Annotated in this window: 15 protein-coding genes; 6 read left to right on the forward strand and 9 right to left on the reverse strand. The window is 54.9% G+C overall.

The window, feature by feature from the left end:
• Positions 1–7 precede the first annotated feature (7 nt).
• Positions 8–1,459, forward strand: coding sequence for a tagaturonate reductase (locus tag ABLU86_RS09995; RefSeq protein WP_348796074.1), 1,452 nt, complete (start codon positions 8–10; stop codon positions 1,457–1,459).
• Positions 1,460–1,675: 216 nt separating this feature from the next.
• Positions 1,676–2,116: a GNAT family N-acetyltransferase gene (locus ABLU86_RS10000; protein WP_032711589.1), complete on the forward strand. Its 441-nt coding sequence runs from the start codon at positions 1,676–1,678 to the stop codon at positions 2,114–2,116.
• 159 nt (positions 2,117–2,275) lie between these two features.
• Here ABLU86_RS10000 and denD read toward each other — a convergent pair whose 3' ends face one another.
• The 5 genes from denD to otnK form a co-directional block, all read right to left on the reverse strand.
• Positions 2,276–3,259, reverse strand: a complete 984-nt coding sequence (denD, locus tag ABLU86_RS10005) for a D-erythronate dehydrogenase (protein ID WP_348796073.1) — start codon at positions 3,257–3,259, stop codon at positions 2,276–2,278.
• A 19-nt stretch (positions 3,260–3,278) separates the two neighbouring features.
• A complete protein-coding gene (locus ABLU86_RS10010) occupies positions 3,279–4,595 on the reverse strand; it encodes an MFS transporter (RefSeq protein ID WP_059476306.1) in 1,317 nt (438 codons plus the stop codon).
• 63 nt (positions 4,596–4,658) lie between these two features.
• Positions 4,659–5,438 (reverse strand): 2-oxo-tetronate isomerase, encoded by a 780-nt coding sequence (gene otnI / locus ABLU86_RS10015; RefSeq protein ID WP_047042769.1) that lies wholly within the window; start codon positions 5,436–5,438, stop codon positions 4,659–4,661.
• On the reverse strand, positions 5,438–6,067 hold the full coding sequence (locus ABLU86_RS10020; RefSeq protein ID WP_020078909.1) for an aldolase: 630 nt from the start codon (positions 6,065–6,067) through the stop codon (positions 5,438–5,440). The genes otnI and ABLU86_RS10020 overlap by 1 nt, the downstream gene beginning before the upstream one ends.
• Positions 6,064–7,332: a 3-oxo-tetronate kinase gene (gene otnK / locus ABLU86_RS10025; RefSeq protein ID WP_348796072.1), complete on the reverse strand. Its 1,269-nt coding sequence runs from the start codon at positions 7,330–7,332 to the stop codon at positions 6,064–6,066. The genes ABLU86_RS10020 and otnK overlap by 4 nt, the downstream gene beginning before the upstream one ends.
• Positions 7,333–7,552: 220 nt before the next feature.
• Between otnK and ABLU86_RS10030 the strand changes: the two genes are divergently transcribed.
• The gene (locus ABLU86_RS10030) at positions 7,553–8,326 is read left to right on the forward strand and encodes a DeoR/GlpR family DNA-binding transcription regulator (RefSeq protein ID WP_015705335.1); all 774 of its coding nucleotides are present in this window, start codon (positions 7,553–7,555) and stop codon (positions 8,324–8,326) included.
• Here ABLU86_RS10030 and tam read toward each other — a convergent pair.
• Positions 8,316–9,080 (reverse strand): trans-aconitate 2-methyltransferase, encoded by a 765-nt coding sequence (gene tam, locus ABLU86_RS10035; RefSeq protein ID WP_049034036.1) that lies wholly within the window; start codon positions 9,078–9,080, stop codon positions 8,316–8,318. The genes ABLU86_RS10030 and tam overlap by 11 nt on opposite strands.
• A 178-nt stretch (positions 9,081–9,258) precedes the next feature.
• Here tam and ABLU86_RS10040 point away from each other — a divergent pair, with 178 nt between their 5' ends.
• On the forward strand, positions 9,259–10,059 hold the full coding sequence (locus ABLU86_RS10040; RefSeq protein WP_015705337.1) for an MBL fold metallo-hydrolase: 801 nt from the start codon (positions 9,259–9,261) through the stop codon (positions 10,057–10,059).
• A 6-nt stretch (positions 10,060–10,065) separates the two neighbouring features.
• On the opposite strand, the gene ABLU86_RS10045 is transcribed toward ABLU86_RS10040, so the two are convergent.
• Together ABLU86_RS10045 and ABLU86_RS10050 are read right to left on the reverse strand one after the other, a co-directional pair.
• A complete protein-coding gene (locus ABLU86_RS10045) occupies positions 10,066–10,356 on the reverse strand; it encodes a hypothetical protein (RefSeq protein ID WP_015366702.1) in 291 nt (96 codons plus the stop codon).
• A 215-nt stretch (positions 10,357–10,571) separates the two neighbouring features.
• Complete coding sequence (locus tag ABLU86_RS10050; protein WP_042897552.1) at positions 10,572–11,756, reverse strand: MFS transporter; 1,185 nt, start codon at positions 11,754–11,756, stop codon at positions 10,572–10,574.
• Positions 11,757–12,006: 250 nt separating this feature from the next.
• On the opposite strand from ABLU86_RS10050, the gene ABLU86_RS10055 reads away from it, so the two are divergent.
• Entirely contained in the window at positions 12,007–12,180 is a 174-nt protein-coding gene (locus ABLU86_RS10055; RefSeq protein ID WP_015366699.1) for a hypothetical protein, read from the forward strand.
• 53 nt (positions 12,181–12,233) lie between these two features.
• Here the strand turns inward: ABLU86_RS10055 and ABLU86_RS10060 are convergent, their stop codons facing one another.
• On the reverse strand, positions 12,234–13,112 hold the full coding sequence (locus ABLU86_RS10060; RefSeq protein ID WP_348796071.1) for a DMT family transporter: 879 nt from the start codon (positions 13,110–13,112) through the stop codon (positions 12,234–12,236).
• A 98-nt stretch (positions 13,113–13,210) separates the two neighbouring features.
• On the opposite strand from ABLU86_RS10060, the gene ABLU86_RS10065 reads away from it, so the two are divergent.
• The gene (locus ABLU86_RS10065; protein ID WP_047077507.1) at positions 13,211–14,539 is read left to right on the forward strand and encodes a PLP-dependent aminotransferase family protein; all 1,329 of its coding nucleotides are present in this window, start codon (positions 13,211–13,213) and stop codon (positions 14,537–14,539) included.
• Positions 14,540–14,590 lie beyond the last annotated feature (51 nt).

Raw genomic sequence — 14,590 nt, forward strand, 5'->3', positions numbered from 1 at the left:
ACCCATTGTGAAAACCTTAAACCGTCGTGATTTCCCCGGCGCGCAGTACCCTGAACGTATCATCCAGTTTGGCGAAGGTAACTTCCTGCGGGCGTTTGTTGACTGGCAAATTGACCTGCTTAACGAGCATACTGACCTGAATGCTGGCGTGGTCATCGTCCGACCCATCGCCAGCGATTTCCCGCCGTCGCTGAGCACTCAGGACGGCCTCTATACCACGATTATTCGCGGACTGAATGAAAAGGGCGAAGCAGTCAGCGATGCGCGTCTTATTCGTTCGGTAAACCGCGAAATTAGCGCCTACGCCGACTATGACGAATTTCTGCGCCTGGCGCACAATCCGGATATTCGCTTTATCTTCTCCAACACCACCGAGGCCGGTATCAGCTACCATGCCGGGGACCGTTTTGACGATGCCCCGGCGGTAAGTTATCCGGCGAAACTGACCCGGCTGCTATATGAGCGTTTCAGCCATTTTGCCGGCGCCGCTGATAAAGGCTGGGTCATCATCCCTTGTGAGCTCATCGATTATAACGGCGAGGCGCTGCGTGAACTGGTGCTGCGCTATGCGCGTGAATGGTCGCTGCCGGAATCCTTTGCCGCCTGGCTTGTAGAGGCGAACACCTTCTGTTCGACGCTGGTGGACCGCATCGTTACCGGCTATCCGCGCGATGAAGCGGAGCAGATTGAAACGCAGCTTGGCTATAAAGACGCCTTTCTTGATACCGCCGAGCACTTTTACCTGTTCGTGATCCAGGGGCCGAAATCGCTGGCCGCCGAATTGCGCCTCGATAAATTACCGCTCAATGTGCTGATTGTTGACGATATCAAACCCTATAAAGAACGGAAGGTAGCGATTCTTAACGGCGCGCATACCGCGCTGGTGCCTGTAGCCTGGCAGGCGGGCTTGGATACTGTCGGTGAAGCGATGAACGACGCGGAAGTCTGCTCATTTGTCGAAAAAGCGATATATCAGGAGATTATCCCGGTTCTCGATCTGCCGCGCGATGAGCTGGAATCATTCGCCAGCGCGGTAACAGGACGCTTCCGCAACCCCTATATCAAACACCAGCTGTTATCCATCGCCCTCAATGGCATGACCAAGTTCCGTACACGTATCCTGCCGCAGCTGCTGGCAGGGCAGAAGCAGAGCGGTAAGCTCCCAGCGCGCCTGACTTTCGCGCTGGCGGCATTGATCGCCTTCTACCGCGGCGAGCGTAACGGTGAAGTCTACCCGGTTCAGGACGACGCGGAATGGATCGCACGCTTTCAGACGCTGTGGGCGCAGCATCGCGATGGCCAGCTTTCAACGCAGGATCTGGTAACGTCGGTGTTGTCGGTAGAATCGCACTGGCAGCAGGATCTGACGCAGGTGCCAGGACTGACGGCGCAGGTAACGGCTAATCTGGATGCTATCTTACGTGACGGCATGCGCAGCGCCGTAAAACCGCTGTGCTAAACGCTCCTCTGCAATGACCCGGCATGCTGCCGGGTTAATCTCTTTCATTAGTTACAACATTCTGGTTGTTGTTAGCAGTAAACCGTTGCAGTAACATCGTACCGACATCGCTTCGCAGCGGGGAAAGGGATGAAATGTGCACTCGGCGCTTGAAGTCATTTTCAGAAAGCAAAATAATGACTTAACGATGATGTTTAGCGTGCGGAGATCCCATCAATGAATATAGACATACGTGAACCTACTGACCGGGATTACAGCGCCTGGCGAGTGTTATGGGAGGGGTACACGCAGTTCTATAATAGCCCGCAGCCGGAAACCGTCACCGAACATACCTGGCGACGTCTGCTGGATCCGCAGTCTCCGGTGATCGGTCGGGTAGCCGTGGTTGAGGGCGAGGTGCTGGGGTTTGCTATCTGCGTACTTCACGAAGGCACCTGGGTAACGACGCCTGTCTGTTATCTGGAAGACCTGTTTGTTGCACCAAAAGCCCGCGGGCGGGGAGTCGCGAGAACGCTGATTCGAACCCTGCAGGCTGAAGGTAAAATTCAGGGATGGTCGCGGCTGTACTGGCACACCCGTCACGATAATCCTGCACGCCGACTGTATGATGAATTCACCCCTGCGGACGATTATGTTCGGTATCTGATGAAGCTCTAGCTGTGCGACACAGGAGAAGCAGCATGGAAAAACGAATCGAAACTACCGTTAATCTGATTATGTTTCTGTCGTTACTGGCCACCGCCTGGGATCTTTCGCTGGTTCACGACTTCCCCTGGTAACATGCAGCGGCGCCGTCGGGCGCCGCTGGTACCGAACCTATTTGAGGTAATCTGCCATATACTCTTCGATCATTTCGCTGAAGCTGTGGTTGGCGATAAACCCAAGACGTTGAGCATAGCGCGTGTCGAAATCGCCAGGCCACGAATTGACAATGCGTTCAATGGCGGCATTGTGCGTGAAGGTGATACGCTGCGCGACTTCACTGCCGGCAACCTGGCGCAACGCCGCGATCATCTGTTCGACGCTGACCGACAGCCCGCAGAGATTAATCACCCGACCGTCCGTCAACTGTGCTTCAGCCAGTTCATGCCCGTGAATTAAAGCCTTAATCGCGTTACGGGGCGACAATAGCCATAGACGGGTATCCGCCGCGACCGGGCAAACGGCGGATTCCCCATTAAGTGGCTCGCGGATAATACCGCTGGCAAAACTCGATGCCGCCTGATTGGGCCTCCCCGGGCGCACGACGATGGTGGGCATGCGCAGGCTTCTGCCATTAAGCCAACCGCGACGGCTGTAATCCGCCAGTAACAGATCGCAAATGGCTTTTTGCGTGCCGTAAGAACTCTGCGGCAACCATACTTGTGAATCGCTCACTTTTTCCGGCAAGTCGCCGCCGAATACCGCCACCGAACTGGTGGTCACCAGTTTGACGCTCTGCGGCAACTGACGCAGGTGCTCCAGCAGTTGGCGGAAGGCATCAACGTTGATTTTCATCCCCAGCTCGAAGTCCTGTTCCGCCTGGCTTGAAACGACGGCGGCTAAATGAAAGACGCTATCGACCTGAGTGGGAATCGCGCTACGTAACCATTCGCTATCGCTGATGTCGCCGGTTAATACCTGTAAACGACTATCGTCAATCCCCTGTAACGCCACGCGGTCGATAGCGATCAGTCTACCGATTTCCTGCGTTTCACCCTGCGGGCCGGTCAATGAGCCACGCTGGAGTAACGCCTTGACCAGTTGGGAGCCAAGAAATCCGGCGGCGCCGGTGACGGCAATCGTTAATTTATTATTCATGGTGTTTTTCTCAATATTATTAATGGTTAACCATACGGGCAGGAATACGGAATATCGCCGCAGCGCCGATAAACAGCGTCGCGGAGATGATTAAGGTGCCGGTTAGCGTCGAATGGGTCATATCGGTGAGCAGGCCCATAATCCACGGGGCGACAAAGCCGGCGAGATTGCCAAAGGAGTTGATTACCGCGATACCGACCGCGGCGGAAGTGCCGCCAAGAAAGGCCGTCGGCAGGCTCCAGAAGAGTGGTAGGGTGCTCAATCCGCCCGCTGCGCCAATTGTTAAACCGATCATCGCAATCACCAGATCGTGGCTGAACAGCGCCGCAATAATCATCCCCAGGCCGCTCATGACGGCGATGGCGGCGAGATGCCAGCGACGTTCTCTACGTTTATCGGCGCTGCGCGAAGCGGCAATCATGGTGACTATCGCTGCGGCATAAGGAATAGCGGTTAACAATCCGACTTTCAGCACATCGCCTTCACCGGCGTTATGAATCAGCGTTGGCATCCAAAAACTGACGGTATAGAACCCGGCAATCAGGCAGAAATAGATAAAAGTCAGTAACCACACCTTCGGATTCTTCAAAACAGCCAGCATCGAACCATGCTGTTCGGTCTTATGGCTGCCATCGCTGCGCAGTCGCGCCTCGAGCAACGCTTTTTCGTCATCTGACAGCCATTTCGCCTGCGCAATGCGGTCGGTCAGCAGAAATATCACCAGCACGCCAATGAGCAGAGATGGCGCGCCTTCAATAATGTACAACCACTTCCAGCCAGCGAGACCGCCGTACTCATGAAAATGGCCCATAATCCACCCGGAGAGCGGAGCGCCGAGGATCCCGGAAAGCGGTACGGCGGTAGCAAAGAGGGCGAACATCCGCCCGCGGCGATAGCTGGGGAACCAGAACGAAAGATACAGAATTACCCCGGGATAAAAGCCAGATTCCGCCACGCCTAAAAAGAAGCGCACGGTATAAAACTCCAGCGGCGTGCGCACAAATGCCGTCAGCGGCGCAATGAGCGCCCAGGAAATAAGTAAACCGCCAAGTAAACGTCTGGCGCCAAAGCGATGAAGGATCATATTACTGGGAATTTCAAAAAAGAAAAAACCGATGAAAAATATTCCCGCACCGATACCGTAAACGGTGTCGGAAAATGCCAGATCGCTCGACATTTGTAATTTAGCGATACTGACGTTGATCCGGTCAAGATAGGCCAGAATATAGCAAATCATTAATAAGGGCAGCGTGCGGCGGACGACTTTCTTCCACACTAACTCTTCATTTATGGCAGGCGCAACGCCCTCCAGGCTCAACGCAGAGTGGTTTGACATAGTTCTATCTCCGAAAAATGAGCGCGCACCGGTGCTCACTGAGGCATTGATATTATGTAGGTTTTAGTTATTTAACCAGACTTGCGCCCAATCCAGTCCGGCTTGCGTTCCGGCGCGAGGACTATATTCCGCGGCGACGTAACCATCATATTTTTCCTGCTCGAGTACGGCGAAAATCCATTGATAATCCACTTCGCCGTCAATCGGTTCCTGGCGCGCCGGTACCGACGCAATCTGAATATGGCCGATATACTCTTTATAGTTTTTCAATAAATACGTTAGATTGCCATCGACCTGCTGGGCATGGAAAATATCAAGCTGCAGTCGAATATTGTCGCGGTCCGCCTGGCGAATATATTCCATCGCCTGATATTGGCTGGAAAATAAATAACCCGGACGGGTGGCGGGCGATAAACCTTCAAGCAAAATGGTGATGTTATGCGGTTTGGCCAGATCCGCCGCGTAGCGTACGTTGTCAATAAACGTGTCCGCACAGTGCTGCCGATCGAACCCTTCGGTGACGCCCGCCATAACATGTATCGCCGGGCACTGCAGAGCCGCAGCATAGTGAATGGCTAAATCAATGGCTTTGCGGGCTTCCTCTTCACGGCCAGGTAAAGCCGATAATCCCCATTCGCCGCGTGCGGTATTGCCTGCCGGAGTATTAATGCCGATAAGCTTGAGGTGATGTTTCTCTAATTCGCGGGCGACGGTCTCTACGGGATATTCGTAAGGGAACCACATCTCAACGGCATTAAAACCGGCTCTGGCCGCCAGGGAGAAGCGCTCCAGAGGCGGATTTTCGCCGAATAACATCGATAAATTGGCAGCAAGTTTCAACATTATTGCATTCCTCGAAGCACAGTCATTTGTTGATGATCGAGATAGTTCACCGGGCTGTTTTTCAACGTGAAGAACAGGCGGGCGGACGCTTCCATCTCTTCCAGATTGTCGGCGGCATCGCGTAGCGATTTGCCCACCACCACCGGGCCATGATTAGCCAGCAAAAAAGCCTTATGCTTCGCGGCGCGTTCGCCGAGCCATTGGCCAATCTGCGGATCGCCAGGGCGGAAATAGGGGACCAGCGGTATTTCGCCGACCCGCATGACCACATACGGTGTACAGGCCGGCAGGGTATTAGCCGGGTCCAGGTCCTGCAGGCAGGATAGGGCCGTCAGGTAATGGCAATGCAGATGGACGACGGCGCGACACTGCGGATTGTTGCGGTACAGCGCGAGATGAAAACTCACCTCTTTTGAGGGTTTTAAACCCGAGAGCAATTCACCGCTCAGAGTCACGTGCGACAATTCTTCGGCGTTAAGCTCGCCAAGACAGGAGCCTGTCGGGGTGGCCAGAATCGTGCCGTCAGCAAGCTGGACGGAAAGATTGCCAGCCGAACCGGTTGCATAGCCGCGATTAAAGAAAGAGCGAGCGATAGAGACCATCTGTTGGCGTAAGGATGACTCGTTCATGCGCAAGCCTCCGCGGTCTGCGCGCGGGCAAAGAAATTGTCATCGCCAAAATTACCCGATTTGAGCAGCAGGAAAAGCGGCCGGGAATCTGCCTTGATCCATGGAACGCCGGGTGAGACCGCGGCGCCAATAGTGAAATGGCGAATATCAAGCGCTTGCGTTACCGCGCCGGAGGTCTCTCCGCCCGCGACGATGAACCGGCTCACGCCTTGCTGCGCAAGTTGTTTTGCTAATTGAGAAAACAGCGTCTCAACGATCAACCGACTTGGCTCGGCGCCATAGCGCTGTTGGATGTTGTGCAGCTCTGCGACCGAAGTCGTGGCGTAAACCATTGGCGCCATGGCCGCGTCGGACTGCTGGTGCAGCCATTCAACGATCTGACCGCAATACTCATCAAGCGTCCAGCGTTTATCAAGCAAACCTGCCACGTCCACGGCCAGCGCTGGCGCCAGTTGGCGGTATTTTTCCACCTGTGACTGAGTTCTCATAGAGCAGGACCCGGATAATACTACCGTACAGGCCGCTGGCGTGGTGACGCTAAAGGGAAGGGAAGGCTCCGTGGCGTTGGCCCAGCAACGCGCGAGACCCGCGGCTAAGCCGGAACCACCGGTAACCAGCTTCATATCGTGCAACGCTTGCCCCTGAATTTGCAGATGTTTCTCGTTTAATGCGTCCAGCGCGATATAGCGATAGCCCGCGGCGGATAGGGTTTGGATCTCGTCGCGCACGGCTGCCTCGCCGGACTCCAGAATCTGCGCATTGATAAGGGCGCATGTGCCGCGTGACTGACGCTCCATCAAACGGCGCAGATCGCTATCATCCATGGGATTGACCGGATGATTGCGCATACCGGACTCCTGTAGCAGGCGGTCTTCTACGAATAAATGTCCCTGATACACCGTACGACCGTTAATAGGCAACGCCGGGGAGATAATCGTGGTTGCGACGCCCAGCGAATCCATTAAGGCATCGGTTACCGGGCCGATATTCCCCTTTCTCGTGCTATCGAAGGTGGAGCAGTATTTAAAATAAAAGCGATCGCACCCCTGTTGTTGCAACCAGTGCAGCGCACTAAGTGACCGTGTCACAGATTCTTCGGCTGGTACAGAACGTGATTTCAGACTCACGACTAATGCGCGAGCATCGCCCTGGTAATCTTCACCGGGGACGCCGCTAAACAGGCTGGTCGCTATTCCGTTATTAGCCAGAAAACTGGCGATATCCGTCGCGCCGGTAAAATCATCGGCAATTATGCCTGCTCTCATATTCTGTCCCCTCATACAGCGAGTGTTAATTTACGGTATTATCTGTTGTTAAATGTTAATATCAATGATTGAGGTGATGAATACAGCGACGACGATCACAATAAATAACATTTATTATCTATTTTTCACATTAACTGGCCCTGTTAATCCGATGTACAGCCCTGGATGATGTGATAAAATGTGAAAATATGAGATAGCGAGACACCATCAGGAGAAATCGATGCTGCCATTGGAGAGACAAGAGAAGATATTGGAAATCATTAAAGACAAAGGGGTGGTCAGCGTCGTCGAACTGGTCGAGGCGCTGGGCGTGTCGCATATGACAATCCGGCGCGATATTCAGCGCCTGGAGCAGCTTAACGTGCTGGCCAGCGTATCGGGTGGTGTGGCACTTCCGCAACGAACCCGCCTGCTGAATGAACCTTCGCATCGCGATAAAACGCTTATGTTTCCCCAGGAAAAGGAGGCTATTGGTCTGGCGGCGCTTAAGCATATTCCCGCGAACAGCACCGTCTATCTGGATGCCGGGACCACGACGCTCGCACTGGCCGAAAACCTGGTTGAGCGTCAGGACTTGCTGATCATCACCAATGATTTCGCCATTGCCAATTTGATGATTGAACGCGGGCAATGTGAATTGATCCATACCGGCGGACGCTTATGCCGTGAGAATCAGTCGACCGTTGGCCACCTGACGGCAAAAATGCTGGAGAACCTGTTTATCGATGTCGCGTTTATTTCGGCGTCATCATGGAATTTGCGCGGACTGTCGACGCCCAACGAAAATAAAGCCATCGTGAAACAGACCGTGGCGAAGGTAAGTGAAAAATGTATCCTGCTAAGCGACTCATCAAAATATGGAAAAATGGCGAATTACCTGATCCTGCCGCTGAGCGAGCTTGATGTCATCATCAGCGATGACCGGCTGAGCGGCAGTGTGGTAAATCAGCTGAATGCGCTTAACGTTGATGTCGAACTGGCGACTACGCGTTAACCCGGCGTCGCGCGACAATAAACAGTCGCGGGAACAATAACAGCACTTTCCCGTTACACTGTAACGGATAATGTTGTTGTAACAGCGTCAGATAACGCTCTAAAAACACGTTCTTTTCTGCTTCATCAAGATTCTGCAGATACGGGCGCAGACCGGTTGCCTGCAGCCAGTCAACGATCGCCTGGTGCGATTCCAGAGGGTGATAATAGGTGGTGCGCCAGATGTCCACCTCGCAACCGCTGTTGCTCAGCATGTCGTAATACAGCTGGACGCTGGGGAGCGGCTGTCGGCCACTTTCCGGAAATCCCAGCTCTTCAGCGACCTGACGCATCAGGGTATGAGAGGGCTCTTGCCAGTTATCCGGCATCTGAACCGCCAGAACGCCGCCATCGCTTAACTGGCCGGCCAGTCGCGGGAACAGCGTTTGATGGTCTGTGAGCCATTGTAAAGAGGCATTCGCATAGATCACGTCTGCGGGCTCAGATGGCTGCCAGTCTTCTATATTTGCGGTGATAAACTCACAATCGGGAAGCGCTTGCGCCGCCTGTGCCAGCATGGCGGCGGAATTATCAACGCCAATAATTCGCGCTTCAGGCCACGCTGCACGCAGTAAGGCCGTGCTGTTGCCTGGACCGCAGCCCAGATCCACAGCCAGCTTGACCGGCTGTTGCGCAATACGCGCCGTTAACTCAGCCGCCGGTCGGGTGCGCTCATCAGCAAATTTCAGATACAGCGAGGGATTCCAGTCTGCCATAGATAACCTCAAGTTAACGATCCGCGTCTATCAGCATAGAGGACGTAGCGCGGTTGTGAAGCTGTTTTTTAGTGACAGTGTCACTTTATTCGGAGTGAAGGGTGCGGCGCTCATCACACAGATTGCAGGGTTTCTTCGTTACACTGGTCGTGCATATATAACAGGGATGAATGAAATAATGGCCTTAACCATCAGGGTATTACTGGAAAATCGCCTTGCGGCGCACGCCGATCCGGCGTTGACAGCCAAAGCAGGACTTAGCCTGCTCCTTGAGGATGAAACCAGCAAAGTGCTGTTTGATACCGGCCCTGACGGCAGTTTTCTTAAGAATGCGCAGCGGATGGGGATTAAACTGGATAACTTGACCGCGACGGTATTATCACACGGCCATTACGATCACTGCGGTGGCGTCCCCTGGCTGCCGGAGGGGAGCCGAATTATTTGTCATCCACAGCTTACCCAACCGCGCTATGCCGCTATCAGCCTTGGCCGGCACGTACGCAAAATCAAAAAACTCTCGCTTGAGCTCGACTATTCCCGCTTTCGCATGGAATGCTACCGGCAGCCGTTTGCCATCAGCGAACGTCTGTTGTGGTCCGGCGAGATTGTGGTAAACCGTCCGCAATCCTTTGGCGTTTTAGCCAGCTCGCCGTTGACGCCTGATTATATCGTCGATGAAGGCGTCCTTATCTATCTTTCTGACCACGGTCTGGTCATCATCTGCGGCTGCGGGCATCGTGGCGTAGAGAACATTGTGCGGCATTGTCAGAATATCACCGGTATCGAGCGGGTCCACGCATTGATCGGTGGGCTACACCTGCGCGCCGCATCCGTCGCCAGGGTCTGGCAGGTCCGAAGTTATTTACAACAGCTGCAGGTGGAGAAAATTTTGGCCTGCCACTGTACCGGCGCCTGGGGAAAACTGTGGCTCGCCGGCGCACAGGCGCCGGCTACAGGGGATATTTTGCAGCTAGCTTAATAAGGATCAGTCGGCATCTTTGAGCATTTCGGCGCGCCGGGCGGTGGCATAGACGAATTCCAGCATCGGCTCAAGGTCAGTATCGTGTCCCGCCTGGATGATTTTGCCACGCAGCCATTCGATTTCGCTGGTGATATCCGGATGAAAAATGTTGTTGTCCTGCGCCTTGCGTAACCATTTGAGAAGAAAATTATTTTTTCCTCTCGCTCCGCCCGATTTCTTCGTTTTTACGTGGATTTTCAGCGCGACCAGAATGCAGTAGTAAAAATGGACGCGCTGGTTGAAACTTTGATGCATGTCGGTATTTCCCGCCAGGGTAAGCCGCTCGCCGCGGCAGGCGACGAGTCGAATGGAGCCAGGTCACGGGGGGATCGTTTTGTTGACGACCTCTATCACTGCACCCGTACCGCCCGGCATCCAGGACTGGATGCTCGCGGAATGGTGGCACGGATATTAAAGCGTCGTCAATTATTGATTAAATTGTTACCAGTATCATGATTAATCGGCATACATCATACGTTCGCCCTGGTCTGTTGCAGACGAACCCGAAGCAGCAGGATAAACGCCATGGCGACGACCACCGCCGCCAGTAGGTACAGCGTATCGAGCGCATAATAACCCGCCACCCAGCCGGCCACCGGGCCGGTCAAACCCAGCGCCAAATCGAGAAAGGCTGAATAGGTACCCAGCGCCGTGCCCTGGTTTTGTTCTTCTACCTGTTTCACCGCCTCGACGCCCAGCGCCGGAAAGACCAGCGAGAAACCAGAACCGGTGAGGAATGCGCCAATACCGGCGACCCACGCCGACGGCGCCTGCCAGATAATCAATAATCCAAGACACTCCACTACGAAGCAGACAAGCGACACCGGCACGCCGCCGTAGCGGGTGATGGTGTTGCCAAGGATCAGGCGTATACAAATAAAACCGATGCTGAAGAGAGAGAGGGTGAAGGCCGCGCCTTGCCAGTGGTGAGCCGAAAAATAGAGGGTGATAAAGGTGGCGATAACGCCAAAACCGACGGTACCCAGCGCCAGTCCCAGCCCGTAGGGCCAGATCCTGCGCACTACCACATGAAACGGCGCTCTCACTCCGGCGGTTACGCTGACATCCTGGCGGGTGCGGGCAAAGAGCAGGCCAATTAGCGCAACCAGCACTACCACTACGGCAAAACCGCTGATGCCAAAATAACTATTGAGCATCACCCCCAGCGGCGCGCCGACGGCCATTGCCACGTAGGTCGCGACGCCATTCCATGAAATCACCCGCGAGGTGTGAATCGCGCCAACGGTTTTAATGCCCCATAACGTTGCTCCGGTGGCGGTAAAGCTTTCTCCCACGCCGAGGAAAACCCGGCCAATCAACAGGGCACTGACGGCGAGAAGTGGTATAGCTTGCAACATCACCGCCGCGAGGGTGAAGAGTCCGCTTAACATGCAGCAGATGATGCCGAGGCTAACGACCTTTTTTGGCCCCCAGATATCGGTATAGCGGCCAGCATGCGGGCGGCTTACTAGCGTTGAAATGTACTGCAGGCTGATAACGACTCCGGCGATTAGCGTACTGTACCCGAGCTGGTAGTGGATGTAGCCGGGAAGCACCGCCAGCGGCAGGCCGATGGAGAGATAGCAGATACAGGTGAAGACAACGATGGAAATAATTCGCAGGTTAAGCTGAGTGGTGCTGACAGAAGTAGTCATAACGCTAAGTGTTTAAAACGAAAGGGAGGTTAAGCATAGCGCAAGCGCGGCGGCTCCGGCGAGCGGGCGAGCATTTTATGCCAACGCTCGGTTCATTTATTGGCAAAATGACCGATAATATAGCTATACAGATGATAAATAACGCCCATATTATTTCTTAGAGTGATACCTGAGTTTGAAAGGGAAATGGATGAGTGGCCAGTCTTAGGATGGAGCACGGCAACCTATTTGCTTCCCGGAGGTCATCGCGATGAAAAAATTACTTATATTGCTCATTGTTTTTGCTGTATCCGCCTGTTCAGGAGGTTCCTCATCATCCTCGGGGATGGCGCCGGGTCAGGGCCTTGATTCGCAGACCTGCATGAACGACACCATTGACGCTAACAGCGCCTGCGGCCATTCGGTCGCGCCACAGTTTAATTGATGATAAAGACAGCCTGAGAGAGAAACTCGCCTCAAATCAGGCTGCCGACTATTTTAACGGGCAAAGCGCTTCGAACCGATCACGCAGAAAATGATGCCAAGCGTGACGACAACCATCAACGGGCTCACTGCTTCATGAAGGAGCAGCGCCGCCAGCGCCAGGCCGAAAAAGGGCTGCAATAGCTGGAGTTGACCGACCGCCGCAATACCGCCGATTGCCAGTCCCCGATACCAGAAGATAAAGCCTACCAGCATGCTGAATAACGAGACATAGGCCAGCGCCGTCCATGCAGACGCACTGATACCCTTGAGGCTGACGGGAAGCGTTAACCCGCAGGCTATCAACATCAGGGGCAGGGAGAGGAGCAGCGCCCAACAGATGACCGCCAGCCCGCCAAGCTCTCGGGTGAGGCGCCCCCCCTCGGCATAACCCAATCCGCAGACCACTACCGCCGCCAACATTAGCAGATCGCCCGCGACGGAGATCCCGACATTACCGGCCAGCGCGAAACTGGCCACCAGCACGCTGCCCAGCAGCGAGAATCCCCAAAAGGCAGGGCGCGGTCTCTCACCGCCGCGGATCACCGCGAAAATCGCCGTCGCTAGCGGCAATAACCCAATAAAAACAATTGAGTGGGCAGACGTCACCCGCTGCAACGCCAGTGCCGTCAGCAGCGGAAAGCCGATGACCACGCCGCCGGCAACCAGCGCCAGTGAACGCCATTGTCCCGCTTGCGGGCGCGGCAGGCGTAAAAGCCAGATCAGGCCCAGCGCAAGCCCCCCGGCAATCGCCCCACGGCAGAAAGTCAGGAAAAAAGGATCGAACTCCTGCACGGCGATGCGGGTGGCGGGTAGCGAGCCGCTAAAAATAGCGACGCCGATAAAACCGTTTATCCAACCGGATATAGAAGTGGAAGCGCGACGGTTGTGCACGTGTGACCTCTTTGTAGTGATAGTTAATGTGGTTGACCGGGTCGATAGTAGGTCGCACAATCCATGACAATCAAATAATTGTCATGGATACAATGACGATGAAAAACCGCTATAAATCTCTGGTTGATCGCTATGCGGCAGCTATCCGCAGCGGTGCGCTGGCGGCTGGCTGCCAGCTGCCGACCCATCGGCAATTGGTCGTTGAACACGGAATTTCGCTGGCTACCGCGACGCGGGTCTACCGTGAACTGGCGTTAATGGGGCTGGTCAGCGGCGAAACGGGACGCGGCACTTTTGTGCGTGAACTGAGCTTGCCGCCGGGGCTGGGTGTCGATCAGCACGCCATTGCCCCGGACATGATCGATCTTAATTTCAACTCTCCGGCGTTGCCGGAACAAACCGTTCTCCTGCGCGAGGCATTAAAAAAACTGTCTGGCGCGGGCGATCTGGAGGCGTTGTTACGCTATCAACCGCACGCCGGACGCATGAGCGAACGGGAAATAGTGGCCCAGCATCTTAACAGACAGGGTATGGCGGCCAGCGCCGGGCAGATCGCTATCGTTAACGGCGCTCAGCATGGGCTGGCGGTCACGCTCGGCGGCCTGCTGCGTCCCGGCGATGTGGTTGCGGCAGATGCATTGACCTATCCGGGATTTCGCGCTCTCGCCAGGCTCTATCAACTTGAACTGGTTGCTATCCCGCACACAACACAAGGGCCGGATCTCGACATGCTTCGCAGCCTGTGTGAAAAACGGCGGGTAAAAGCGATTTACACCATGCCGACGCTGCATAACCCTCTCGGCTGGGTAATGAATCTGGCGCAGCGTAGTCAACTGGTTGATATTGCCCGCCAGTTCGATTTGTTCATCATTGAGGATGCCGCCTATGCGTGGTTGATTGAAAACGCGCCGCCGCCGCTGATGTCGCTGGCGCCTGAGCGTACGGTCTATGTGTGCGGTTTTTCAAAAAACATCGCCACCGGTTTACGGGTTGGCATGGTGGTATGCCGCGAAGCGTTAATGCCGGCGATAGAGCGGACGATCCGCGCCACCAGCTGGAATACGCCGGCCTTAACGACGGCGCTGGTCTGCGGCTGGATCCAGGATGGGACGCTGGCCCGGCTCGAAACCATAATGCGCGCAGATACGCGGCGGCGGCAGGCCATCGCCCGTCAGGCGCTGGCTGGCTTACCAATGATTGGCAATGAAAATGCCTGGTTCCTTTGGCTGCCGTTGGGCGAGGAGATCCGCGCCGATCGCGTCGTGAAACAGCTGCTAACCATGAATATCGCTATTTCCACCGCCGAACCTTACAGCGTCAGTCGTGATGTGCCGCATGCTTTGCGTCTGGCGCTGGCGTCACCGAGCCTCGATAAACTGAGCGCTGCGCTGAAGATAATGCGGCCTATTATCGAGTACGGCGTTTAACGACCGTGCGCTTTTGACAACCATCCTTCGTCGCTAACCGAAGTATCCTCT

The sequence above is a fragment of the Klebsiella sp. JN_Kp121 genome (genome assembly GCF_040062145.1).
Classification (GTDB): Bacteria; Pseudomonadota; Gammaproteobacteria; order Enterobacterales; family Enterobacteriaceae; genus Klebsiella; species Klebsiella aerogenes.

Coding starts and splice junctions, on each gene's coding strand:
- otnK (WP_348796072.1), bottom strand. CDS start 7,332: ATGAGAGCAGGCATAATTGCCGATGATTTTACCGGCGCGACGGATATC.
- ABLU86_RS10050 (WP_042897552.1), bottom strand. CDS start 11,756: ATGACTACTTCTGTCAGCACCACTCAGCTTAACCTGCGAATTATTTCC.
- ABLU86_RS10030 (WP_015705335.1), top strand. CDS start 7,553: ATGCTGCCATTGGAGAGACAAGAGAAGATATTGGAAATCATTAAAGAC.
- ABLU86_RS10020 (WP_020078909.1), bottom strand. CDS start 6,067: ATGAACGAGTCATCCTTACGCCAACAGATGGTCTCTATCGCTCGCTCT.
- ABLU86_RS10045 (WP_015366702.1), bottom strand. CDS start 10,356: ATGCATCAAAGTTTCAACCAGCGCGTCCATTTTTACTACTGCATTCTG.
- ABLU86_RS10000 (WP_032711589.1), top strand. CDS start 1,676: ATGAATATAGACATACGTGAACCTACTGACCGGGATTACAGCGCCTGG.
- ABLU86_RS10040 (WP_015705337.1), top strand. CDS start 9,259: ATGGCCTTAACCATCAGGGTATTACTGGAAAATCGCCTTGCGGCGCAC.
- ABLU86_RS10010 (WP_059476306.1), bottom strand. CDS start 4,595: ATGTCAAACCACTCTGCGTTGAGCCTGGAGGGCGTTGCGCCTGCCATA.
- ABLU86_RS10065 (WP_047077507.1), top strand. CDS start 13,211: ATGAAAAACCGCTATAAATCTCTGGTTGATCGCTATGCGGCAGCTATC.
- tam (WP_049034036.1), bottom strand. CDS start 9,080: ATGGCAGACTGGAATCCCTCGCTGTATCTGAAATTTGCTGATGAGCGC.
- ABLU86_RS10055 (WP_015366699.1), top strand. CDS start 12,007: ATGAAAAAATTACTTATATTGCTCATTGTTTTTGCTGTATCCGCCTGT.
- denD (WP_348796073.1), bottom strand. CDS start 3,259: ATGAATAATAAATTAACGATTGCCGTCACCGGCGCCGCCGGATTTCTT.
- otnI (WP_047042769.1), bottom strand. CDS start 5,438: ATGTTGAAACTTGCTGCCAATTTATCGATGTTATTCGGCGAAAATCCG.